The organism is Bacillus sp. R86525 (genome assembly GCF_042466195.1).
GTDB classification, from domain to species: Bacteria; Bacillota; Bacilli; order Bacillales; family Bacillaceae_G; genus Bacillus_A; species Bacillus_A nitratireducens.
The window spans coordinates 1-24182 of record NZ_JAXHPX010000007.1 but is presented as its reverse complement, the minus strand read 5'-3'; the positions used below and the strand labels follow the sequence as shown (position 1 = coordinate 24182).

23 protein-coding genes, 2 tRNA genes and 1 pseudogene are annotated in these 24182 nt (G+C 36.9%); all 26 read left to right on the top strand.

Going from position 1 to position 24182, the window contains the following annotated elements:
• Window positions 1-16: 16 nt before the first annotated feature.
• Window positions 17-553 (top strand): stage V sporulation protein T, encoded by a 537-nt coding sequence (spoVT, locus tag SJY24_RS02535; RefSeq protein ID WP_377863654.1) that lies wholly within the window; start codon window positions 17-19, stop codon window positions 551-553.
• A gap of 231 nt (window positions 554-784) precedes the next feature.
• Window positions 785-2386, top strand: a complete 1602-nt coding sequence (locus SJY24_RS02530) for a putative polysaccharide biosynthesis protein (RefSeq protein ID WP_377863653.1) — start codon at window positions 785-787, stop codon at window positions 2384-2386.
• Window positions 2387-2398: 12 nt separating this feature from the next.
• Window positions 2399-3859 carry a bifunctional methyltransferase/pyrophosphohydrolase YabN gene (gene yabN / locus SJY24_RS02525; RefSeq protein WP_377863652.1) on the top strand — a complete coding sequence of 487 codons (1461 nt, stop codon included), beginning with the start codon at window positions 2399-2401 and terminating at the stop codon, window positions 3857-3859.
• Window positions 3860-3873: 14 nt separating this feature from the next.
• Window positions 3874-4149: an RNA-binding S4 domain-containing protein gene (locus SJY24_RS02520; RefSeq protein WP_001234880.1), complete on the top strand. Its 276-nt coding sequence runs from the start codon at window positions 3874-3876 to the stop codon at window positions 4147-4149.
• Window positions 4150-4207: 58 nt separating this feature from the next.
• Window positions 4208-4516 (top strand): sporulation protein YabP, encoded by a 309-nt coding sequence (gene yabP, locus SJY24_RS02515; RefSeq protein WP_001059100.1) that lies wholly within the window; start codon window positions 4208-4210, stop codon window positions 4514-4516.
• The gene (gene yabQ / locus SJY24_RS02510; protein WP_000059774.1) at window positions 4513-5166 is read left to right on the top strand and encodes a spore cortex biosynthesis protein YabQ; all 654 of its coding nucleotides are present in this window, start codon (window positions 4513-4515) and stop codon (window positions 5164-5166) included. The genes yabP and yabQ overlap by 4 nt, the downstream gene beginning before the upstream one ends.
• On the top strand, window positions 5163-5522 hold the full coding sequence (gene divIC / locus SJY24_RS02505) for a cell division protein DivIC (RefSeq protein ID WP_001208735.1): 360 nt from the start codon (window positions 5163-5165) through the stop codon (window positions 5520-5522). The genes yabQ and divIC overlap by 4 nt, the downstream gene beginning before the upstream one ends.
• An 87-nt stretch (window positions 5523-5609) precedes the next feature.
• On the top strand, window positions 5610-6101 hold the full coding sequence (locus tag SJY24_RS02500) for a S1 domain-containing RNA-binding protein (RefSeq protein WP_098765862.1): 492 nt from the start codon (window positions 5610-5612) through the stop codon (window positions 6099-6101).
• A gap of 159 nt (window positions 6102-6260) precedes the next feature.
• Window positions 6261-6334 (top strand) — tRNA-Met (locus SJY24_RS02495).
• Window positions 6335-6347: 13 nt separating this feature from the next.
• Window positions 6348-6419, top strand: a tRNA-Glu gene (locus SJY24_RS02490).
• Between the two features lie 259 nt (window positions 6420-6678).
• A complete protein-coding gene (gene spoIIE, locus SJY24_RS02485; protein WP_377863651.1) occupies window positions 6679-9150 on the top strand; it encodes a stage II sporulation protein E in 2472 nt (823 codons plus the stop codon).
• A 203-nt stretch (window positions 9151-9353) separates the two neighbouring features.
• A complete protein-coding gene (tilS, locus tag SJY24_RS02480) occupies window positions 9354-10784 on the top strand; it encodes a tRNA lysidine(34) synthetase TilS (RefSeq protein ID WP_377863650.1) in 1431 nt (476 codons plus the stop codon).
• On the top strand, window positions 10781-11323 hold the full coding sequence (gene hpt / locus SJY24_RS02475; RefSeq protein ID WP_000981839.1) for a hypoxanthine phosphoribosyltransferase: 543 nt from the start codon (window positions 10781-10783) through the stop codon (window positions 11321-11323). Before tilS ends, hpt begins: the two co-directional genes overlap by 4 nt.
• Before the next feature lie 85 nt (window positions 11324-11408).
• A complete protein-coding gene (ftsH, locus tag SJY24_RS02470) occupies window positions 11409-13310 on the top strand; it encodes an ATP-dependent zinc metalloprotease FtsH (protein WP_377863649.1) in 1902 nt (633 codons plus the stop codon).
• 224 nt (window positions 13311-13534) lie between these two features.
• On the top strand, window positions 13535-14323 hold the full coding sequence (locus SJY24_RS02465) for a type III pantothenate kinase (RefSeq protein ID WP_144505707.1): 789 nt from the start codon (window positions 13535-13537) through the stop codon (window positions 14321-14323).
• A gap of 6 nt (window positions 14324-14329) precedes the next feature.
• Window positions 14330-15205 carry a redox-regulated molecular chaperone HslO gene (hslO, locus tag SJY24_RS02460; RefSeq protein ID WP_377863648.1) on the top strand — a complete coding sequence of 292 codons (876 nt, stop codon included), beginning with the start codon at window positions 14330-14332 and terminating at the stop codon, window positions 15203-15205.
• Between the two features lie 117 nt (window positions 15206-15322).
• Entirely contained in the window at window positions 15323-16246 is a 924-nt protein-coding gene (gene cysK, locus SJY24_RS02455) for a cysteine synthase A (protein ID WP_377863647.1), read from the top strand.
• 222 nt (window positions 16247-16468) lie between these two features.
• Complete coding sequence (pabB, locus tag SJY24_RS02450; RefSeq protein ID WP_377863646.1) at window positions 16469-17866, top strand: aminodeoxychorismate synthase, component I; 1398 nt, start codon at window positions 16469-16471, stop codon at window positions 17864-17866.
• Between the two features lie 5 nt (window positions 17867-17871).
• Window positions 17872-18459, top strand: a complete 588-nt coding sequence (gene pabA, locus SJY24_RS02445; protein ID WP_377863645.1) for an aminodeoxychorismate/anthranilate synthase component II — start codon at window positions 17872-17874, stop codon at window positions 18457-18459.
• Window positions 18453-19325 (top strand): aminodeoxychorismate lyase, encoded by an 873-nt coding sequence (gene pabC / locus SJY24_RS02440; protein ID WP_377863644.1) that lies wholly within the window; start codon window positions 18453-18455, stop codon window positions 19323-19325. The genes pabA and pabC overlap by 7 nt, the downstream gene beginning before the upstream one ends.
• Window positions 19300-20160: a dihydropteroate synthase gene (gene folP / locus SJY24_RS02435; protein WP_377863643.1), complete on the top strand. Its 861-nt coding sequence runs from the start codon at window positions 19300-19302 to the stop codon at window positions 20158-20160. The genes pabC and folP overlap by 26 nt, the downstream gene beginning before the upstream one ends.
• Complete coding sequence (gene folB / locus SJY24_RS02430; protein ID WP_377863642.1) at window positions 20161-20523, top strand: dihydroneopterin aldolase; 363 nt, start codon at window positions 20161-20163, stop codon at window positions 20521-20523.
• Window positions 20520-21034: pseudogene (gene folK, locus SJY24_RS02425) on the top strand (2-amino-4-hydroxy-6-hydroxymethyldihydropteridine diphosphokinase). The gene folB and the pseudogene folK overlap by 4 nt, the downstream one beginning before the upstream one ends.
• Entirely contained in the window at window positions 20986-21189 is a 204-nt protein-coding gene (locus SJY24_RS02420) for a helix-turn-helix domain-containing protein (RefSeq protein ID WP_000387027.1), read from the top strand. The pseudogene folK and the gene SJY24_RS02420 overlap by 49 nt, the downstream one beginning before the upstream one ends.
• A 23-nt stretch (window positions 21190-21212) precedes the next feature.
• Window positions 21213-22211 carry a tRNA dihydrouridine synthase DusB gene (dusB, locus tag SJY24_RS02415; RefSeq protein ID WP_377863641.1) on the top strand — a complete coding sequence of 333 codons (999 nt, stop codon included), beginning with the start codon at window positions 21213-21215 and terminating at the stop codon, window positions 22209-22211.
• Window positions 22212-22371: 160 nt separating this feature from the next.
• The gene (gene lysS / locus SJY24_RS02410) at window positions 22372-23871 is read left to right on the top strand and encodes a lysine--tRNA ligase (RefSeq protein ID WP_377863640.1); all 1500 of its coding nucleotides are present in this window, start codon (window positions 22372-22374) and stop codon (window positions 23869-23871) included.
• The last annotated feature ends 311 nt before the right edge of the window (window positions 23872-24182 follow it).

The following is a 24182-nucleotide window of genomic DNA, read 5'->3' as shown; positions in this document are numbered from 1 at the left end:
GTGAGGCAGCATTAGAATGAAAGCAACTGGAATCGTACGTCGAATTGATGACTTAGGCAGGGTAGTAATCCCGAAGGAAATTCGTAGAACTTTACGTATTCGAGAAGGAGACCCACTAGAAATATTTGTTGATCGCGATGGAGAAGTTATTTTAAAAAAATATTCTCCAATTAGTGAACTAGGTAATTTTGCAAAAGAATATACGGAAGCTTTATACGATAGCTTAGGACATAATGTGCTTGTATGTGATCGTGATTCTATTATCGCAGTAGCAGGCATATCTAAAAAAGAATACTTAAATAAAAGTGTTGGCGATTTAATTGAGAAGACAATGGAAGAGCGTAAGTCTGTAATTATGACAGATGAAAGCGAAATTTCAATTATTGATGGAGTAACAGAAAAAGTTAATTCTTATACAATTGGCCCAATTGTTGCGAATGGGGATCCAATTGGAGCTGTTGTTATCTTCTCTAAAGAGGCTATTATAAGTGAAGTAGAGCATAAGTCAGTAAATACAGCTGCAAGCTTTTTAGCGAAACAAATGGAGCAGTAGTGAAGTGTAATTTCTATAAGTAGCAATCTTTCCTAATTATGATATTTCTATTTGAGAAATTAACTATTTGGAGATATAAGTATATTGAACGAAGGTAGCTCTTTGCTACCTTTTTTCATTGAATATTTTTGCTGTTGAAAGAAGTCAGTGAATGTAAGGAATATGAAGAAGAGACAGTTTTTCTTTGTGATATAATACGAGGGGTGAGAATAGAAAAAGGAGTTTTCTTGTATGGAAGCGAAGAAGTACCAAGCCTTTTGGCGTGGGGCTATTATATTAACAATCGCAAGTTTTGTTACGAAGGTATTAAGCGCTTTTTACCGTATTCCATATCAAAATATAGCGGGTGATGTTGGTTTTTATATTTACCAACAAATTTATCCGTTTTATGGATTTTGTTTAATTTTAGCTACTTATGGGTTTCCCATTATTATTTCAAAAATGGTCGCAGAAAGATTAGAACAAGGAAAACAAAAAGAAGCGGAAGAAATTATTTGTGTATCTTTTTGGTTTTTATTAGGAATTGGATTTGTGGGGTTTTTCACATTGTTCTTCGGTGCCGAAACAATAGCATCGGCTATGGGCGATATACATTTAGATAAATTATTACGTGTTATTTCGTTTTCATTCCTACTAATGCCATTTTTATCTGTAGCGAGAGGATATTTTCAAGGATTCAATAATATGATGCCGACGGCTGTTTCGCAAGTAATTGAACAAACGATTCGTGTTTCTATTATTGTATTTTTATCACTATTCCTTATTGCTCATGGATTTGATTTATATACAGTTGGTGCGGGTGCTATGCTAGGTTCAATTGCAGGCGGGCTTATTGGGATTATCGTACTTTTACTTTATATGCGTCATGATTTCCGGTCTATTTTCTTTAAAAGTTGGAAGAGAGTTGGAGATAAACAAAGGATTATTAGAATCCTTTTTTGGCAGGGATTAGCGATTTGTGTTAGTAATTTAGTCCTTATTTTTATACAAATGGCGGATTCTATTTCTTTTTATACCTTGCTTATTCGCGCGGGAGAGCAAGTTGAAAATGCAAAGGTACTAAAAGGTGTTTATGATAGAAGTATCCCGCTTATGCAATTGGGTACTGTTGTGACAACTTCTTTCTCATTGTCACTTATTCCTATTATTACAGCGGCGAAAGAAAGAGGAGATCTTTCCTTTATTCAAGAAAAGGTAAAGTTAGCAATGAAAATAACATTCGTTATTGGATTTGCAGCTGCTATTGGATTAACTTGTATTATTCAACCTACAAATATTATGTTGTTTGAAAATAGTGATGGATCAGATGTGTTATCGATTTTATCTTTATCTATTTTATTTAGCTCATTGTCAATTACAACTGCTTCTATTTTGCAAGGGTTGGGACAAACATTAAAACCAGCAATATTCGTTGTATTTGGAGGTTGTTTGAAGCTAGCTTTAAACTATATATTAATGCCTTATTTTGGTGTAAAGGGAGCTGCAATTGCAACTTTAGTTGCGCTTATTGTAATTGCCTTGCTAAATAGTGTGCTACTTATGCGAGCTGTATCAGAGCCGCTTATTGATAAGCGGAATATGTTAGGTGTAGTTATTAGTGGTATTGGTATGGGATTTGTATTAATAATCTTTATGCGTGTGTTGCGAATGTCTGGATTAGTAATTGATACAGGACATAGAGGAATTGCGACGCTTGAAGCGCTGTTAGGTGTAGCTATCGGCGGATTAGCATATATGTTTTTAATTTTAAAATTACGTGTATTTACAAAAGAAGAATTAGGAACCGTTATGAAACAAGAGAAAAAAGAAGGTTCATTGAAGAAGAGTGGATAGAGGTGACTGGTTGTGAGTGGGATTATTACGATTTTAGGATTAGGTGCTGGTGAGTTAGATCAGTTAACGATGGGTGTATATCGAAAGATAAAAGAAGCGGACCATATGTTTGTTAGAACGAAGGAACACCCAGTTATAGAAGAATTGGAGAAAGAAGGCATAAAATATACAGCTTTTGACGATGTATACGAAGCGCATGATACATTTGAAATTGTATATGAAACAATCGCGAATACGTTGTTAGAACAAGCTAAAGGTACAGAAATTATTTATGCCGTTCCTGGTCATCCGCTTGTAGCAGAAAGAACAGTTCAGCTACTTTTGGAAAAAGGAGAGGTAGCAAATATTGAAGTGCGACTTGAAGGTGGACAAAGTTTCCTTGATCCGATGTTTGCGAGTCTAAAAATTGATCCGATTGAAGGATTTCAATTAATTGATGCTACATCATTTGAAAGAGGGCAATTAGAATTACGTCAACATTTAATCTTTTGCCAAGTGTATGATGCGTTTGTTGCTTCAGATGTGAAACTGCCGTTAATGGAGATGTTGCCAGATGATTACGAAGTGTATATCGTAACAGCTGCAGGAACTTCATTTGAGCAAGTAAAAAAAGTGCCATTATACATGTTAGATCATGAAACGGAATTAAATAATTTAACGAGTGTATATGTACCGCCAGTTAAGGAGCGTGCATCGTTGTATCAGCAGTTTGATGTGCTTAGAGCAATTATTGCTGATCTTCGTGGACCAAATGGTTGCCCGTGGGATAAAAAGCAAACTCATCAATCTTTAAAGAAATACTTAATTGAAGAAGCATATGAAGTGATAGAAGCCATTGATGAAGAGGATGATGATCATTTAGTAGAAGAACTGGGTGATATATTATTACAAGTTATGCTTCATGCTCAAATTGGAGAGGATGAAGGTTGGTTCTCTATAGATGATATTATTCGAACTTTATCTGAGAAAATGGTTCGTCGTCACCCGCATGTGTTTGGGAATACGGATGTAAATAATGCTGATGAAGTAATTGCGAATTGGGAAGAGATTAAAAAACAAGAAAAGGGATTCGTGAAAGAATCTGTTTTAACGGGTATTCCAAAAAGCTTACCGCAGCTAATGCGTGCTTATGAAATTCAGAAGAAAGCTGGAAAGGTTGGATTTGATTGGGTTGATGTGCAGCCGATGATAGAGAAAGCCTTAGAAGAATGGCAAGAATTCCAGCAAGAAGTTGTAAACATGGATGAGGAAAAGATGCTAGGTGAATTTGGTGATTTACTATTTGCATTTGTTAATATAGCTCGTCATTATAAAATAGATCCAGAAGAAGCGTTGCATTCAACTAATGAGAAATTTACCGGTCGTTTTTTATACATGGAAGCAAAAGTAGCAGAAATGAATAAAGAAATGCAAGATTTATCATTAGAACAGTTAGATGTTTTATGGGAAGAGGCCAAACAAACAGAGCGTTAATAGGGGGACTTGATATGCGTTTAGATAAGTTTTTGAAAGTGTCACGTTTAATTAAAAGAAGAACATTAGCAAAAGAAGTATCTGATCAAGGAAGAATATCCATTAATGGTCAAGTGGCAAAAGCGAGTTCAGATGTAAAGGTAGATGATGAATTAACAATTCGTTTTGGTCAAAAAATAGTAACTGTGAAAGTAAATGAATTGAAAGAGACGACTAAAAAAGAAGATGCAGCAAACATGTATAGTATAGTTCGCGAAGAAAAAGTAAAAGCGGAAGAAGGCTTGTTCTAAAATGGGTCACCCCTTCATACATTACTATTAGCTAGTATAAAGCTATGGGGGGATTTTCGTGAATAATGGTTACTCACCTATGTCTTCTAATCAACAAAATGTTTCTGTAGAGCATGATATTATCATGCGTGGCAGGCGTGTAATCGATATTACCGGTGTAAAGCAAGTGGAGAGTTTTGATAGCGAAGAGTTTTTACTGGAGACTGTAATGGGCTTTTTAACAATTCGTGGTCAAAATTTACAGATGAAGAATTTAGATGTAGAAAAGGGTGTTGTATCGATTAAAGGGAAAATTCATGAGATGCTGTATATTGATGAGAACCAAGGGGAAAAAACTAAAGGTTTCTTTAGTAAGTTGTTTAAATGAGCCTAACAATTCAGTTGTATACAATGCTTTCAATGATTGGAATGGGTGCTTGGATTGGTGCATCTTTAGATACGTATCAACGATTCTTAAAACGCCAAGAGCGTAAACGTTGGCTTGTATTTATACATGATATACTATTCTGGATTGTCCAAGCCTTATTCGTTTTTTATGTATTACTGCTCGTGAATGAAGCTGAATTACGTATATATGTATTTTTGGCATTATTATGCGGTTTTGCGGCATATCAAAGTTTATTGAAAGCATTATACATGAAGATGTTAAATTTTCTCATCCATATTTTTGTGCAAACAATACAATTTTTTGTTCGAATTATACAGCTACTCATGATAAAACCTGTTATTATTATAGCGCAGCTATTTATTGCATTTATATTATTCTTATTTCGTGTACTGCTTTCAATTGGACGTGTGTTATGGAAAATGGCGATTTGGATATTACTTTTCATGTGGAAAGTTTTTTTCTGGCCTGTTCGATTTATTGCTTCACTCATATGGAAACTTCTCCCTAATCGTGTTAAACTTTTTATAACGAAGCATGTAGGGTTCCTGCAATATATAGCAAAGTTGAAGGGACATACCTTCCAATTATGGGAGCGTATAAAAAAGAAGTTAGGGGGACCTCGGAAATGAGGGAACTGAGACAAAGAACAATCGAAAAACAGAGTCCAAATCCTGTTAAAGAACATATAATACAAACGGATGAGAACAGGAAGCGACTTTATCGCCGTTTAGCGGTTTTTCTTGTCTTTGCTTTTACAATTATTGCGAGTATTAGTGTAACGTTTTATCAACAAAACAGTTCCATTAAAGCAAAAGAGGCAAAAGTTAAGGACATGAAAAAAGAACTGGATTCATTAACGAAAAAGGAAAAAAGTCTAAAAGACGAAGTTCAAAAGTTAAATGATGAAGAGTACGTTTTAAAGATTGCTAGAAGGGATTATTTCTTCTCCGGAAAAGGGGAGATAATTTTTCCTGTTTCTAAGTAGAGTATGTCTTATTGACACTATATTTTAGGATTATATATAATAAAGTAAAATTTGACTTTTTAACCACTAAGGAGGAGCATTTTTTTTATGTCAATCGAGGTAGGCAGCAAGTTACAGGGTAAAGTAACAGGTATTACAAATTTTGGCGCTTTTGTGGAGCTGCCAGAAGGCTTAACGGGTCTTGTTCATATTAGTGAAGTTGCTGATAATTATGTGAAAGATATTAACGATCACTTAAAAGTGGGCGACCAAGTAGAAGTAAAAGTTATTAATGTTGAAAAAGATGGAAAGATTGGTCTATCTATTAAAAAAGCGAAAGAACGCGAAAAAACAGAAGGAGATCGTCCACGTGGTGAATACCAACAACGCGGTGGTGATCAACAACGTTCTGGACGTCCACAACGTAATAATAATCGTTCTTTCAACAGAGATAACCGCGGTGGCGGTAACGACCGAGCTCCAAAAGAAACATTTGAACAAAAGATGGCACGCTTTTTAAAAGATAGTGAAGATCGTTTAACTTCTTTAAAGCGTAACACAGAATCTAAACGTGGTGGCCGTGGCGCACGTCGCGGATAATAAGATCGTTTAATTCTTAGCATATAGAGAGGTACCCAGAGTAATTACTCGGGTACTTTTTTATGTGAGAGAATATATTTTTAAAAAAGTTTTTGAGATGTATTGACTTTAAAACACATCTGATGTAAGATACTAATTGTCCGTTAAATACGACGACATGGCGGTGTAGCTCAGCTGGCTAGAGCGTACGGTTCATACCCGTGAGGTCGGGGGTTCGATCCCCTCCGCCGCTATATTTAATTTAACGGCCCGTTGGTCAAGTGGTTAAGACACCGCCCTTTCACGGCGGTAACACGGGTTCGAATCCCGTACGGGTCATCTAAAAAGATCATGCAAATTGCATGATCTTTTTTTTGTTAAGTAAATTAAGACATACAACACTTCTACAAAATCACCCTATATTTTCTGAATATTCCACCGACTATAAATGGATAAATTAAATACTGTGTATATATGTAGACTTATTTCGAATAAAACGTCGAACGATTATAAAAGTGAAAACTGTTGTTTTGACAAAAATCCCAATAATCATCTTTTATAATGACAGTAATTAAACTATGCAGGTGGTGTTAAAAATATGCCTAAAGCAGGAAGGAATACTATGAATACAAGTACATTGGCGATGAATGAAAGTCAGCTTGGAACAATGAAGTGGACAAGTAAGTTGCGAATGAAATTTGAACAAGTTTTCTTTAGATGGGGATTCATAATTGTTGTTATTGGTTTTCTTTTGGGACGAGCATATATATTAACGAACATCTTACCTTTTGCATTGCCGTTTTTTGCTGCTGTTTATGTTATGAAGCGAGATAAAATGCCGCTCGCATTTTTAGCTCTGATGGGAGGAGCACTTTCAGTTTCGATAGATAATTTATTTTTTACTTTTGCATCTATTTTTACTTTCTTCATTTATAATATCTTCTTTAGTCGATTTACACGTAAAACTGTTGGACTTGTACCATTCCAAGTATTTATCTCCGCATTAACCGCACATTTAGTTGTTGTATATTTTGCACAACAAACCATCACCATGTATGACTTGCTCGTTAGTACGATCGAAGCAGGGCTTAGTTTCGTATTAACGATGATATTTCTGCAAAGTGTTCCACTCTTGGTGGAAAGGAAAGGGAAACAACAAACGTTAGAAACAGAAGAAATTGTGTGTTTAATTATATTACTAGCATCTGTTTTAACGGGTACAACAGACTGGTTCGTTTTTGATGCTTCTATTCAACATATTTTCACTAGATACTTAGTATTAGTATTTGCATTTATTGCTGGTGCGGCTACAGGGTCCACGGTGGGAGTTGTCACCGGATTGATATTAAGTTTAGCGAATGTGTCTAGTTTGTCTCAACTTAGCCTCCTTGCCTTTTCAGGATTGCTTGGGGGATTGTTGAAAGAAGGAAAGCGTATAGGAGTTAGTTTAGGATTATTAATTGGTACAAGTTTAATTACGTTATATGTAGACAAGCAAACAAGTATTGTAACAACCTTAATTGAATCTGGTGTGGCAATTGTTTTCTTTTTATTAACACCGAAACTTGTTATGGATCGTATTGCTAAATTTATGCCAGGTACACAAGAACACTCACAAGATCAACAACAATATTTACGAAGAATGCGAGATGTTACAGCGAACAAAATCAATCAATTTGCTAATGTATTTGCTGCTTTGTCTAATAGTTTTTCTGTATATGGGTACGTGGAAGAGGAAGATAAAGAAACAGAAGCGGATTTATTTTTAAGTACAATTACTGCAAAAACATGTCAAACGTGCTTTAAGAAGGATCAATGTTGGGTAGTTAATTTTGATAAAACGTACGATTATATGAAACAAATAATGAATGAGACAGAAGAAGGAACGTTGCAGCATAATCGGAAGTTAGTTCGTGAATGGGACAAGCATTGTGTGAGAGGAAAGAAAGTAACGGATTTAGTGGCAGGTGAATTAGATCACTTCTATGAGGGACAGAAATTAAGAAAACAAATGAAGGAAAATCGTAGAATTGTAGCCGAGCAGTTACTAGGTGTATCAAAAGTAATGGAAGACTTCGCTAAGGAGATACAACGAGAAAGAGAGAACCATCAAGCGCAGGAGGAGCAGATTTTACAAGCATTTCGTGATTTTGGTGTCGAAGTGGAGCATGTTGATATTTATTGTTTAGACAGAGGAAGTATTGATATTGAAATGTTGATTCCAGTTGCATCTAATGAGCATGGAGAATGTGAGAAGTTGGTTGCGCCGATGCTCTCGGATATTTTAAAAGAAAATATCGTTGTTAAGCATGAAGAGAAATCCTCTTATCCAAATGGTCACAGTTTAATATCATTTGGTTCAGCGAAAACCTATTCTCTTGATACAGGATTGGCTACGGCTGCAAAAGGTGGTGGGTTTGTTTCAGGCGATTCCTACGCGATGATGGATTTAAGTGTTGGAAAATATGCACTTGCGATTAGTGATGGTATGGGAAATGGGCAAAGGGCTCATATGGAGAGTAGGGAAACGGTAAAATTATTACAAAAGATACTTCAGTCAGGTATTGATGAGGAAATAGCGATTAAGTCCATCAATTCAATTCTTTCTTTAAGAACGACAGAGGAGATGTATACCACGCTTGACTTGGCTATGGTAGATTTACGGGATGCAAGTGCGAAGTTCTTAAAGGTTGGATCGACGCCGAGTTTTGTTAAACGCGGCAATAATATTTTGAAAATTGAGGCAAGTAATTTACCGATAGGAATTATTGAAGATGTTGAAGTTGATGTGGTTGGTGAGCAATTAAAAACGGGTGATATTCTTATTATGATGAGTGATGGCATTTTTGAGGGAGCGCAACATGTGGAGAATCACGAGTTATGGATAAAACGTAAAATTAAAGAACTACAAACAGAGGACCCACAAGAAATAGCTGATATTATTATGGAAGAAGTAATTAGGTCTGGTGATGGCTATATAAATGATGATATGACTATTGTTGTGGCGAAAGTAAAGAAAAATATGCCGAAGTGGGCTACGATTCCGATAGTGGGAATGCAGGCGCAATAAAATAATCAAAAAACCTAGGTATTTACCTAGGTTTTTTTGATTAAAAAGGTAATGTAATTACTTTGTTGAATCTACAGGAGGAATGTAAGATAAAAATGTGAGTTTTGCACATCTTTTTTTTGCACAATGTTTGTAAAAGTTGTACCATTATATACAGGGTAACTAATGTTGCTGTTCTTGTTTAATGAAAGGTGATTGCGAAGTTGAAAGATGCATTTGTTGGAAAAGTAGATGACTTTGTAAAGCAGCATGATGTATTAAAGAAACATTCAACAATTGTTGTAGGGGTTTCTGGCGGTCCTGACTCTTTAGCTCTTCTATATTATTTGTTAGAAAAAAGGGCAGAAAAGCAACTCGAAATTGTAGTAGCACATGTGGATCATATGTTTAGAGGTAATGAATCTCATGAGGACCTACAGTTTGTACAGGATCTTTGCAAAGAGCTGGGAGTTATTTGTGAGACGATAAGGATTAATGTGTCGCAATATCAACAGCAATATGGAATGAATGCACAAGTTGCTGCTAGAGAATGCAGATATGCATTTTTGGAAACAATAATGAAGAAATATGATGCGAGATATGTAGCTCTTGGTCACCATGGGGATGATCAAGTAGAGACAATTTTAATGCGCCTTGTACGAGGGAGTACTCCGAAAGGATACGCAGGAATTGCAGTGAAGCGTCCTTTTCATAATGGATATTTAATTAGGCCGTTACTTGGAGTAACTAAGGAAGAGATTGTTGATTACTGTAATAAGTTAAAAGTTATTCCACGTATAGATCCGAGTAATAAAAAGGAAGTATATACAAGGAATCGATTACGTAAATATGTCCTTCCTTATTTGAAAGAGGAAAATCCACAAATGCATGAGAAATTCCAAAAATTTAGCGTGCAAATGCAAGAGGATGAGGCTTATTTGCAGGAATTAGCTTTTGAGAAAATGAATAAAGTAATTACAAAAAAAAGCGATAAACAAATTAGCTTATCAATTCCTGCCTTTGAATCCATGTCTATGCCTTTACAAAGGAGAGGGATTCAACTAATATTAAACTATCTTTATGAATATAAGATTCCATCTTCGCTTTCTTCTATACATATTGACAAGGTGATTGAATTTTTTAAGCGGATACAACCTTCAGGTTCATTGGATTTTCCAGGTGGCTTGAAAATTATTCGTACATACGAAGAATGTAGCTTTGGATTTAAACAAGAAATTGTTTCTCCTTTTTTGCAAGATTTATCAGTACCCGGGACAATTACATTACCGAACGGAGATAAATTTGTAACAGAGGTGAGCGAGGATATACCAAGTAACATGAATGAAACAGTGTTTGTTGCTAAGTATAATGATATATCGTATCCACTTCGTATTCGTTCTAGGGAAAATGGAGATCGCATGTCAATACAAGGTATGGATGGTACAAAAAAGATAAAAGCTATTTTTATCGAATCAAAAGTACCGAAAGAAAAAAGAGAAGAATGGCCGATCGTTTGTGACGCAAGTGAAAATATTATTTGGGTACCCTTGTTGAAACGATCTGCATTTGCTATTTCGAAAGAGGTAGCAAAGAAGGATAAATATATTATTATTCACTACAAAAGCAAGGAGTCTTCCGGGAGGATAATGAAATGATGAATCAAGATATCGAAAAAGTATTAATTTCTGAAGAACAAATACAGGAAAAGGTGCTCGAATTAGGTGCAGTTATTGCAGAGGATTACAAAAATACAGTACCGCTTGCAATTGGTGTACTAAAGGGTGCAATGCCATTTATGGCAGATTTATTAAAGAGAACAGATACATATCTTGAAATGGATTTTATGGCTGTATCTAGCTACGGTCACTCTACTGTTTCAACAGGCGAAGTAAAAATCTTAAAAGATCTTGATACTTCTGTAGAAGGTCGCGATATTTTAATCGTTGAAGATATTATTGATAGCGGTCTTACACTAAGCTATTTAGTAGACCTGTTTAAATATCGTAAAGCGAAATCTGTAAAAATTGTTACATTATTAGATAAACCAACAGGTCGTAAGGTTGATCTGAAAGCGGATTATGTTGGATTTACTGTCCCTCATGAATTCGTTGTAGGGTATGGATTAGATTATAAAGAACAATACCGTAATCTTCCGTATGTGGGAGTATTAAAACCAAGTGTTTACTCAAATTAATTAAATACAGGCGTTACAATTGTATAGGAAAGTTTTTCTATGTTACGATTTACTATAGTGTTTATGCCGTGAGAGGAGGTTAGGAATGAATCGTATCTTCCGTAATACCATCTTTTATTTACTGATATTCTTAGTAGTAATTGGGATCGTAAGCTATTTTAATGGTTCGACGCAAAAAACGACATCAGTTAGCTACGACAAATTCATTACTAAACTTGAAAAAGGTGAAGTGCGCAATGTGCAGCTTCAACCGAAAAATGGTGTATTTGAAGTAAAAGGACAATTCAATACTTCTAACCAAGGAGAACAATTTGTTACTTATGCACCAAATACTGAGGAATTACAAAAGAAAATTAATGATAAAGCGCAAGGGGCCGAGGTTAAGTATCAACCAGCAGAAGAAACAAGTGCTTGGGTAACATTCTTTACTTCTATCATTCCGTTTGTCATTATCTTCATTTTATTCTTCTTCTTATTAAATCAAGCTCAGGGCGGCGGTAGCCGTGTTATGAACTTCGGGAAAAGTAAGGCGAAGCTATACAATGATGAAAAGAAAAAAATTCGTTTCAGAGATGTTGCTGGAGCGGATGAAGAGAAACAAGAACTTGTTGAGGTAGTTGAATTCTTGAAAGACCCTCGTAAGTTCGCTGAAGTTGGTGCCCGTATTCCGAAGGGTGTTCTATTAGTGGGCCCTCCAGGTACAGGTAAAACTTTACTAGCACGTGCTGTTGCAGGTGAAGCAGGCGTTCCGTTCTTCTCTATTAGTGGTTCTGACTTCGTAGAGATGTTCGTCGGTGTCGGTGCATCCCGTGTACGTGATTTATTTGAAAATGCAAAGAAAAATGCTCCTTGTATCATTTTCATTGATGAAATTGATGCAGTAGGACGTCAACGTGGCGCGGGTCTTGGCGGTGGTCATGATGAGCGTGAACAAACGTTGAACCAATTGCTTGTTGAAATGGATGGATTCGGTGCAAACGAAGGTATTATTATCATCGCTGCGACAAACCGTCCTGATATTCTTGATCCAGCGTTATTACGTCCAGGTCGTTTTGACCGTCAAATTACAGTAGATCGCCCAGATGTAAATGGTCGTGAGGCTGTACTTAAAGTACATGCTCGTAATAAACCGCTTGATGAGAATGTCAACTTAAGAGCAATTGCAACTCGTACACCAGGATTTTCTGGTGCTGATCTTGAAAACTTATTAAACGAAGCTGCTCTAGTAGCTGCCCGTCAAGATAAGAAGAAAATTGATATGAGCGACATCGATGAAGCGACGGATCGTGTTATTGCAGGTCCTGCTAAGAAAAGTCGTGTTATCTCTGAAAAAGAACGTAATATCGTTGCATTCCATGAAGCTGGCCATACTGTAATTGGTGTTGTCCTTGATGAAGCGGATATCGTTCATAAAGTAACAATTGTCCCTCGTGGTCAAGCTGGTGGATATGCAGTAATGCTTCCGAAAGAAGATCGTTACTTCATGACAAAACCAGAGTTACTTGATAAAATCACTGGTTTACTTGGTGGTCGAGTAGCTGAGGAGATTGTATTTGGTGAAGTAAGTACAGGTGCTCACAACGACTTCCAACGTGCGACTGGTATTGCAAGACGTATGGTTACGGAATTCGGTATGAGTGATAAGCTTGGCCCGATGCAATTCGGTAGCTCACAAGGTGGTCAGGTATTCTTAGGAAGAGACTTCCACTCAGAGCAAAACTACAGTGATGCAATTGCACATGAAATCGATGTGGAAATGCAAACTATTATGAAAGACTGTTACGCTCGTGCGAAACAAATTCTTACTGAAAAACGTGATAAGCTAGATATTATTGCGAAAACGTTACTTGAAGTAGAAACATTAGATGCAGAGCAAATTAATCATTTATATGATTATGGCAGATTACCAGAGCGTCCAACATCTTCAGATGATGTGAAAATAAACATCAACATGAAGAAAGATGATGAAGACGTAGAAGATAAGTAAGAGATGAAGGAGTGACAATAGTCACTCCTTTTTTATTTGTGGAATGAATGTAAGTGGCAAAAGAATTTAAATAAAACTATTATTAAAAATTGAAATAGAGAGTAATCTTTTTGTACAATGATGAGTATAGAAAAACTGATTATATAAGTATGTGTGATATGATGTTTTTATAAGTTTTATACATACTGCACAAATATAGATTAAATAAGATAAGTGGTGAGAATATGATTTTTGTATTGGATGTAGGGAACACAAATGCGGTACTAGGTGTGTTTGAAGAGGGGAAACTTTGTCAGCATTGGCGCATGGAAACAGATCGTCATAAAACAGAAGATGAGTATGGGATGCTTGTAAAGCAGTTACTTGAGCATGAGGGTCTTTCTTTTGAAGATGTGAAAGGTATTATTGTGTCTTCAGTCGTACCGCCAATTATGTTCGCTTTAGAGCGTATGTGTGAAAAGTATTTTAAAATTAAACCGCTTGTAGTAGGGCCTGGGATAAAAACTGGCTTGAACATTAAATATGAAAATCCACGTGAAGTAGGCGCGGACCGAATTGTAAATGCAGTAGCAGGAATCCACTTATATGGAAGTCCGCTTATTATTGTTGATTTTGGTACGGCTACTACATATTGTTATATTAACGAAGAGAAGCATTATATGGGAGGCGTTATTACGCCGGGAATTATGATTTCGGCAGAGGCGTTATATAGTAGAGCAGCAAAGCTTCCTCGTATTGAAATTACAAAACCGAGTAGTGTTATCGGGAAGAATACAGTAAGTGCGATGCAATCAGGTATTCTTTATGGATACGTTGGACAAGTGGAAGGTATTGTTAAGCGTATGAAAGAAGAAGCTAAACAAGAACCGAAAGTTATTGCAACGGGTGGATTAGCAAAATTAATTTCAGAGGAATCAAATGTAATTGATATTGTAGATCCATTTTTAACGTTAAAAGGTTTGTATATGTTATATGAGCGTAATGCAAATTTACAATATGAGAAAGGTGAATAAATAAGTATGAAAGATTATTTAGTAAAAGCGTTAGCGTTTGATGGAGAAGTGCGTGCGTATAGTGTACGTACGACAAACACAGTAAGTGAGGCGCAAAAACGTCACGATACATGGAGAACAGCTTCAGCGGCACTTGGTCGTTCTTTAACTGCGGGTACAATGATGGGTGCTATGCTAAAAGGCGAGCAGAAGCTAACGATTAAAGTAGAGGGTAACGGTCCGATTGGTCCTATCTTAGTAGATGCCCATGCAAATGGAGATGTACGTGGTTATGTAACGAATCCACATGTTGATTTTGAAGGGACAGAACAAGGTAAATTACGTGTATATCAAGCGGTAGGTACAGAAGGATTTGTAACGGTAATTAAAGATATTGGTATGCGTGAGCCGTTTATCGGTCAATCTCCCATCGTTTCAGGAGAACTAGGGGAAGACTTCACATATTATTTCGCAGTTTCTGAGCAGACGCCTTCTTCCGTTGGTGTCGGTGTTCTTGTAAATGGAGATGACAGCGTATTGGCAGCGGGTGGATTTATCCTTCAAATTATGCCGGGCGCACAGGAAGAAACAATCTCATTCATTGAAGATCGTTTACAAAAAACCCCTCCTGTATCAACATTGATCGAACAAGGTCTTTCTCCAGAAGAGCTACTATATGCAGTCCTTGGAGAAGATAAAGTAAAAGTATTAGAAACTATGGATGTTCAATTTAATTGCACGTGTTCACGCGAACGTATTGAGAGTGTGTTAATTAGTTTAGGTAAAACAGAGTTAGAGCAAATTCGTGAAGAAGAAGAAGAGACGGAAGTTCACTGTCACTTCTGTAATGAACGATATAAATTCGCTAAAGAAGATATTACAGGCCTGATTGAGAGTCTGTAATAAAGAAGTTTAGGCGGAGAATCAGCTGCCCAAATAGATTGACAAACAGGGAATTTTCTGACAAAATCTAAATATAGATAAAACCAATAAAAATACTCGGTGTTAGGAGTGACAGGAATGCGAGTGGCACAATCAGTTTCAGAATTAATCGGGAAAACGCCGATCGTTAAGTTGAACCGCATCGTAGAATCAGACAGCGCAGATGTATACTTAAAATTAGAATTTATGAATCCGGGGAGCAGTGTTAAAGATCGTATCGCGTTAGCTATGATTGAAGATGCTGAAAATAAAGGATTATTAAAAGAGGGCGATACAATCATTGAGCCGACAAGTGGTAACACAGGTATTGGCTTAGCGATGGTAGCGGCTGCTAAAGGATATAAGGCAATTTTAGTAATGCCAGAAACAATGAGTATTGAGCGTCGTAATTTATTACGCGCTTACGGTGCTGAATTAGTATTGACTCCAGGACCTGAAGGAATGGGTGGAGCAATTCGTAAGGCAACTGAATTAGCAAAAGAACATGGGTACTTTATACCACAACAGTTCCAAAATCAAGCGAATCCAGAAATCCATCGTATAACAACAGGTCCAGAAATTGTTGAACAGATGGGTGATCAATTAGATGCGTTTATCGCGGGTATTGGTACAGGTGGAACAATTACAGGCGCTGGTGAAGTGCTGAAGGAAGCGTATAAAGATATTAAAATTTATGCGGTAGAACCTGCGGATTCGCCAGTATTATCTGGTGGGAAACCGGGGCCACATAAAATCCAAGGAATTGGAGCGGGGTTTGTTCCGGAGACATTGGATGTAGAGGTATATGATGAAATTATTCAAGTGAAAACGGAGCAAGCGTTCGAATATGCGAGAAGAGTAGCTAGAGAAGAAGGTATTTTAGTTGGTATCTCTTCGGGAGCAGTCGTTTATGCAGCGACAGAAGTTGCGAAGAAATTAGGTAAAGGGAAAAAGGTACTTGTTATTATTCCGAGTAACGGTGAACGTTATTTAAGTACACCGCTTTATCAATTTGAATCATAATTGAATGTGATTGAAAAAGCATCCTTGAAAGAGGATGCTTTTTCTTTTTGGATTGGAAAAAGGAAAAGAGTGAATGACTAGAAAACTTCATGTAAAATAAGAGGTAGTATAATTAATTTATTTTCACTAGCCCTTGAGTATAATCATTCTCTATATACATAACTTATGTAGTTGGAGCTGGTTAGTCTTAGAGGGTGGGATAAAAGAAGACGGGGTGTTGATATGCAACGAAGAAAATCTTTAGCGCTTTCTATTCCATATCAGTTAGATTTTTTTAAGCAATATAAATTTCTTTCCAAAAATAAGCCACAACATATTTTGTTAGAAAGTGGACGTGGTGGTCGTTATAACATTGTGGGGCTGGACCCAGTAGCGGTAATTCAAGGGAAGAATGAGACGTTACATATAAGGGAAAGTGGTAAGGAAACAATAAAGCGAGGGAATCCATTAGATTTAATGCAAGAATATATGGAGAAATGGAAAACTGACTATAATCCGGAGTACCCGCCTTTTCAAGGTGGTGCAATTGGTTACTTTAGTTATGATTGTATCCGTTATATCGAAAAACTTCCTTCTCTTGCAGAGGATGATCTGAATATACCTGATATATTCTTTTTATTATTTGATGACGTGTTTGTGTACGATCAAAAAGAACAAGTGTTATGGATTATTACGCATTATGTAGATGAACATGAAAAGGCAGAAGAACGATTAAATGCATGGAAGGATCTTTGGGTGAAAGAAGCACCTAAATTGACTATGCCGTTTGAATGTCCTGAAAAGAAAAATGAAGCAGTTGCTTTTACGGAAGAGGGCTTTATAAAGGCTGTTGAACGTATTCAAGAATATATTGGAGCGGGTGATGTGTTTCAAGTAAACTTGTCGACAAGGCAAGAAAGAACTTTACAAACACATCCGCTAGAAATTTATACAAGTCTTCGTGAAATTAATCCATCTCCATATATGGGCTACTTGGAGCTTGGGGATTTTCAAATTGTTAGTGCTTCGCCTGAATTGCTAATTAAAAAACAAGGGCCAGAAGTAAGTACAAGACCAATTGCTGGTACAAGATCCCGTGGTGCGAATGAACAAGAGGATAAAGAATTAGCGAGGGAATTAATTGAGAACGAAAAGGAAAGAGCAGAGCACGTAATGCTTGTGGATTTAGAACGAAACGATTTAGGCCGTATTTGTAAATATGGAACGGTTGAAGTAGATGAATTTATGGTAATTGAAAAGTACTCACACGTTATGCATATTGTTTCTAATGTGCGCGGTGAAGTGGAAGAAGATAAGGATGCGTTCGATTTAGTAAAGGCCGTATTTCCTGGCGGGACAATTACTGGTGCCCCGAAAATACGTACGATGGAGATTATTGAAGAATTAGAGCCTGTTCGCCGAGGGATTTATACAGGTTCAATTGGTTGGATTGGTTATTCCGGAGATACGGAATTGAATATTGTAATTAGAACGCTGCTTGCTAAAGATGGGCAAGCACATGTACAAGCTGGAGCGGGAATTGTAATTGATTCGAATCCAAAAAATGAATATAAAGAGTCGTTAAAAAAGGCAATCGCTTTATGGCGTGCGAAAGAAAGTAGCGAAGAAACGGTTAGGTGAGAGAAATGATATTGATGATTGATAATTATGATTCTTTTACATTTAATTTAGTGCAGTTTCTTGGAGAACTTGGACAAGAGCTTATTGTTAAGCGTAATGATGAGGTGACTATTTCGGATATTGAGAATATGAAGCCAGACTTTTTAATGATTTCGCCAGGTCCATGTAGTCCTAATGAAGCGGGTATTAGTATGGAGGTTATTCAATACTTCGCTGGAAAGATTCCGATTTTTGGAGTTTGTCTTGGGCATCAATCAATTGCGCAAGTGTTTGGTGGAGAGGTTGTTCGTGCAGAACGATTAATGCATGGGAAAACGTCGCCTATGCATCATGACGGAAAGACGATTTTCTCGGATATTCCTAATCCGTTTACTGCAACGCGTTATCATTCACTTATTGTAAAGAAAGAGACGTTACCAGAATGTTTAGAGATCACATCTTGGACGGAAGAGGGAGAGATTATGGCGCTTCGTCATAAAACGTTGCCGATTGAAGGTGTACAATTCCATCCAGAATCTATTATGACTTCTCATGGGAAAGAGTTGTTGCATAATTTTATTCACAAATATAGTCCAAGTGTGACATTATGTTAATTTACGTAAATGGCGCGTATGTAGAAGCGAGTGAAGCGAAAATTTCTCCTTATGATCATGGTTATTTATATGGGCTTGGAGTTTTTGAGACGTTTCGTATTTATAATGGTCATCCTTTCTTGTTGGATGATCATTATGAACGTTTAATGGATGCGCTGGATACATTGCAAATCAAATGGACAATGACGAAAGATGACGTAATACGTATTTTGGAGAATCTACTCGTTAAGAATGGATTGAAGCATGCGTATGTACGCTTTAATGTATCGGCGGGTATAGATGAAATAGGATTGCAAACGAATGTGTATGAAGAACCATCTGTTATTGTTTTTATAAAACCTTTGGCAATTCCAGGAGATGTAGTGGAGAAAGAAGGGGTTATTTTAAAACAAGTACGAAATACACCAGAGGGTGCGTTTCGCTTGAAGTCCCATCATTATTTAAATAATATTTTAGGGAAACGCGAAATTGGAAATGGTGTGAATAAGGAAGGGATTTTCCTTACTGAAACAGGTTATGTTGCAGAGGGGATCGTTTCGAATCTCTTTTTTGTTAAAGGAGGTACTCTGTATACTCCTTCATTAGAAACAGGGATTTTAAATGGTATCACTCGTGCATTTATTATAAAGGTTGCTGAAGAGCAGGGTATAGAAGTAAAGGAAGGTTTCTTTACGAAAGATGAATTGCTTTCAGCGGATGAAGTGTTCGTAACGAACTCTATTCAAGAAATTGTTCCTCTTTATCTTATAGAGGGAGAAGATTTCCCGGGCAAAGTGGGAATAGTTACAAAAAGATTTATGGATCTTTATGAAGTGCAGAGAGAGAAATTGTGGAGCAGAAATGAATTGCGAAGAGGAGATGTGTAATTTGAAGTGGGATTATGATTTACGCTGCGGCGAATATACATTGAACTTAAATGAAAAGACATTAATTATGGGGATTTTAAATGTAACACCAGATTCGTTTTCTGATGGTGGGAGTTACAACGAGGTAGATGCTGCGGTGCGTCACGCGAAAGAAATGAAAAATGAGGGTGCACATATTATTGATATCGGTGGCGAGTCTACCCGCCCGGGTTTCGCTAAAGTTTCGGTAGAAGAAGAAATAAAGCGAGTCGTTCCGATGATTCAGGCGGTTTCGAAAGAAGCGAAATTACCTATTTCTATTGATACGTATAAAGCTGAAGTTGCAAAACAAGCGATTGAAGCTGGCGCTCATATCATTAATGATATTTGGGGAGCGAAGGCGGAACCGAAGATTGCTGAAGTTGCAGCCTATTATGATGTGCCTATTATCTTAATGCATAACCGAGATAATATGAACTACCGCAACTTAATGGCTGATATGATTGCTGATTTGTATGAAAGTATTAAAATTGCTAAAGATGCTGGTGTGCGAGATGAGAATATTATTTTAGACCCAGGTATCGGTTTTGCGAAAACGCCTGAACAAAATTTAGAAGCGATGCGTAATTTAGAACAGTTAAATGTACTGGGTTATCCAGTCCTCTTAGGTACTTCAAGAAAATCCTTTATTGGTCATGTATTAGATTTGCCAGTGGAGGAACGTCTTGAAGGAACGGGCGCTACCGTGTGCCTTGGTATTGAAAAGGGCTGTGAGTTTATCCGTGTTCATGATGTGAAAGAAATGGCGCGTATGGCTAAGATGATGGACGCGATGATTGGTAAGGGGGCAAAATAATTGGATAAAATTTATATCCATGATATGGAGTTTTACGGTTATCATGGTGTATTCCCAGAAGAGAATAAATTAGGTCAGAGATTTAAAGTGGATTTAACGGTGGAGTTAGATTTAAAACGCGCAGGAGAAAGTGACGACTTGGAGCATTCTGTCAATTACGGCGAGCTTTTCGAACTATGTAGAAAAGTTGTTGAAGATAAGACGTATAAGCTTGTAGAGAGTATCGCTGAAAATATCGCTACAGATATATTGAAACAATATGAGAGTATTTCACGGTGTACAATTAAGGTAATTAAACCGGATCCGCCGATACCAGGACATTATCGTGCTGTAGCTGTGGAAATTATGAGAGAGCGTCCATGAATAATATAGCGTACATTGCATTAGGTTCAAATATTGGAGAGCGTTATACGTATTTAACTGAAGCGATTAAGTTTTTAAATAAAAACCCTTATATCCATGTTGATGATGTTTCGTCTGTATATGAAACGGAACCAGTTGGCTATACTGACCAAAGTTGTTTTTTAAATTTAGTTATAAAAATTTCTACCAATTTATCACCGCAAGAATTATTGAAAGTAACGCAAAAGGTAGAGAATGGTTTAGGAAGAAAAAGGGAAATTAGATGGGGCCGAGGACCATCGACCTTGACATTTTGCTATATAATCAAGAAAATATTGAAGCAGAGAATCTTATTGTTCCGCATCCGCGGATGTTCGAAAGAGCTTTTGTTATCGTTCCGTTGTTAGAAATCAATCAAGATATAAAACAAGACATTTCACGTTCGCAAGTAGAAGAAATGAAAAGGCGAGAGGGAGTAACGGTATGGAAGCAGAAAAATGGGGAAGACGCATTCGTGCTTTTCGAAAGCTAAAAGGCTATACACAAGAAGGTTTTGCTAAAGAATTAGGGGTATCTGTATCTGTTTTAGGTGAAGTTGAGAGAGGGAATCGATCGCCTTCCCAAGATTTTGTAGTAGAAGTTGCTAAAGCATTAAAGGTCTCGATAGATGAACTAATGCCGAAGTGACTATGAAGGAAGGAGTAAATCGAGTGTTAAAGATTGCAAATATTGAGATGAAAAATCCGGTTGTATTAGCACCGATGGCGGGAGTGTGTAACTCTGCATTCCGTTTGACAGTAAAAGAATTTGGTGCAGGTTTAGTTTGTGCCGAGATGGTAAGTGATAAGGCAATATTACTTAATAACAAAAGAACATTAGATATGCTATATATCGATGAGAGAGAAAAGCCATTAAGTTTACAAATTTTTGGTGGAGAGAAAGAGACTCTTGTGGATGCTGCGAAATACGTAGATAAATATACGACAGCGGACATTATTGATATTAATATGGGGTGCCCAGTACCGAAAATCACTAAGTGTGATGCAGGAGCAAAGTGGCTTTTAGACCCAAATAAAATATATGAGATGGTAGCAGCGGTTGTAGATGCTGTTGAAAAGCCAGTTACAGTTAAAATGCGTATTGGTTGGGATGAAGATCATATTTTCGCAATAGAAAATGCTAGAGCTGTTGAGCGTGCTGGTGGACAAGCGGTAGCGGTTCATGGGCGTACACGAGTGCAAATGTATGAAGGTAAAGCGGATTGGAATATTATTAAACAAGTAAAGCAGGCTGTAAATATTCCGGTTATCGGAAATGGTGATGTCGAAACACCACAAGATGCAAAGCGTATGCTTGATGAAATTGGTGTAGATGGTGTTATGATTGGTCGCGCTGCTCTTGGAGATCCGTGGATGATTTATCGTACGGTAAAGTATTTAGAGACAGGTGAGTTAATGCCGGAACCAACAGTGCGTGAGAAAATTGATGTATGTATGTTGCATCTAGATCGTCTTATCGATTTAAAGAACGAAAATGTTGCCGTAAGAGAGATGAGAAAGCATGCAGCTTGGTATTTAAAAGGTGTTCGTGGTAATGCGAGTGTGCGTAATGGTATCAATACTTGCGACACACGTGAAGACCTTGCGAATGTATTAGGTGCATTTGTAGAAGAAGTAGAAGCGAAACAACAAACAATTTATGTTGGTTAATAAGGGGGCATAGAAGATTGACATTCTTCTATACACTTCCTATAATTACGTGAAAGAAAGAAGAACTGCCAGTTAGTTGCTGGCAGTTTTTCTAGTTGATTAGAAAATGCTATACTGTATATATTGTAAAAATTAATAGAGCTGGAGTGATATTAATATCATGGATAACATGAACCACGAAGAATTAAACGACCAATTGCTTGTTCGTCGTGAAAAGCTACATAATTTACGTGAGCAAGGAATCGATCCGTTCGGTAAACGATTTGAACGCACAAATTCAACAACTGACTTAGTAAGTCTATATGGAGAATTCTCTAAAGAAGAATTAGAAGAGAAAGAAATCACTGTTTCTATCGCTGGTCGTATTATGACAAAACGCGGTAAAGGAAAAGCGGGATTTGCACATATTCAAGATTTACAGGGGCAAGTTCAAATTTATGTTCGTAAAGATACTGTTGGAGATGAAGAGTACGAGTTATTTACGACAGCAGATTTAGGTGACTTAGTAGGTATTGAAGGTAAAGTGTTCAAAACAAACGTTGGAGAACTTTCAGTAAAAGCAATAGGATTTACACTTTTAACGAAATCTCTTCGTCCATTACCGGATAAATACCATGGGTTAAAAGATGTTGAACAACGCTATCGTCAACGTTACTTGGACTTAATTACAAGTATGGAAAGCCGTGAAACGTTCGTTACCCGTAGTAAAATCATTCGTGAAATGAGAAGATATTTAGATGACAACGGTTATCTTGAAGTAGAAACGCCTATGATGCACGCGATTGCAGGTGGAGCGTCTGCTCGTCCTTTCACTACACACCATAATGCGTTAGATATGGAATTATATATGCGTATCGCAATTGAACTTCATTTAAAACGTCTTATTGTGGGTGGATTAGAAAAGGTTTATGAGATCGGCCGTGTATTCCGTAATGAGGGTGTATCAACTCGTCATAACCCTGAGTTTACGATGATTGAATTATATGAAGCGTATGCTGATTATAATGATATTATGAAACTAACAGAAAATATGGTTGCTCATATCGCGAAAAAAGTATTGGGTACAACAACAATCCAATATGGTGATTATGAAATTAATCTAGAGCCAGAATGGACACGTCTTCATATGGTAGATGCAATTAAGCAACACTCTGGAGCAGATTTCTGGAATCCAATGAGTGTAGAAGAAGCGCGTGAACTTGCAAAAGAACATAATGTAGAAATTAAAGACACAATGGAAGTTGGTCATATTATTAATGAGTTCTTCGAACAAAAAGTAGAAGATAAATTAATTCAACCAACATTTATTTACGGTCATCCGGTAGAAATTTCGCCACTTGCGAAAAAGAATGACGAAGATCCACGATTCACAGATCGTTTCGAGTTATTTATCGTTGCACGTGAACATGCAAATGCATTCACTGAGTTAAATGATCCAATCGATCAAAAAGAACGTTTTGAAGCTCAATTAAAAGAGCGCGAGCAAGGTAATGACGAAGCTCACATGATGGATGATGATTATATCGAAGCACTTGAGTACGGCATGCCTCCTACGGGCGGATTAGGAATCGGTATTGATCGTTTAGTTATGTTGTTAACAAATGCACCATCTATTCGCGATGTACTATTATTCCCTGCTATGCGTCATAAACAAGACTAAGCTTTGGAGATTTCTCCAAAGCTTTTTTTATTTTACTATGAGTGACATGAAGGGAGTGGATCTTGATAGGGTAGAGAATGCGTCTAGAAATTATATTTATATAGAAGAAACATGCTATTTTTATACTTTTTTACTAGGTTAAAAATTTTATTAGAAAAACTATTGCATTTTAATAATCAAACTGGTATATTTATATTCGTTGCCACGAGAGGTAACAAAAGAAACAAACGAAAAACAACTTATTGAAAAAAGTTGTTGACGAAAATATAACGAAATGTTATATTAATAAAGTCGCTTCTGAGCGACGAAGT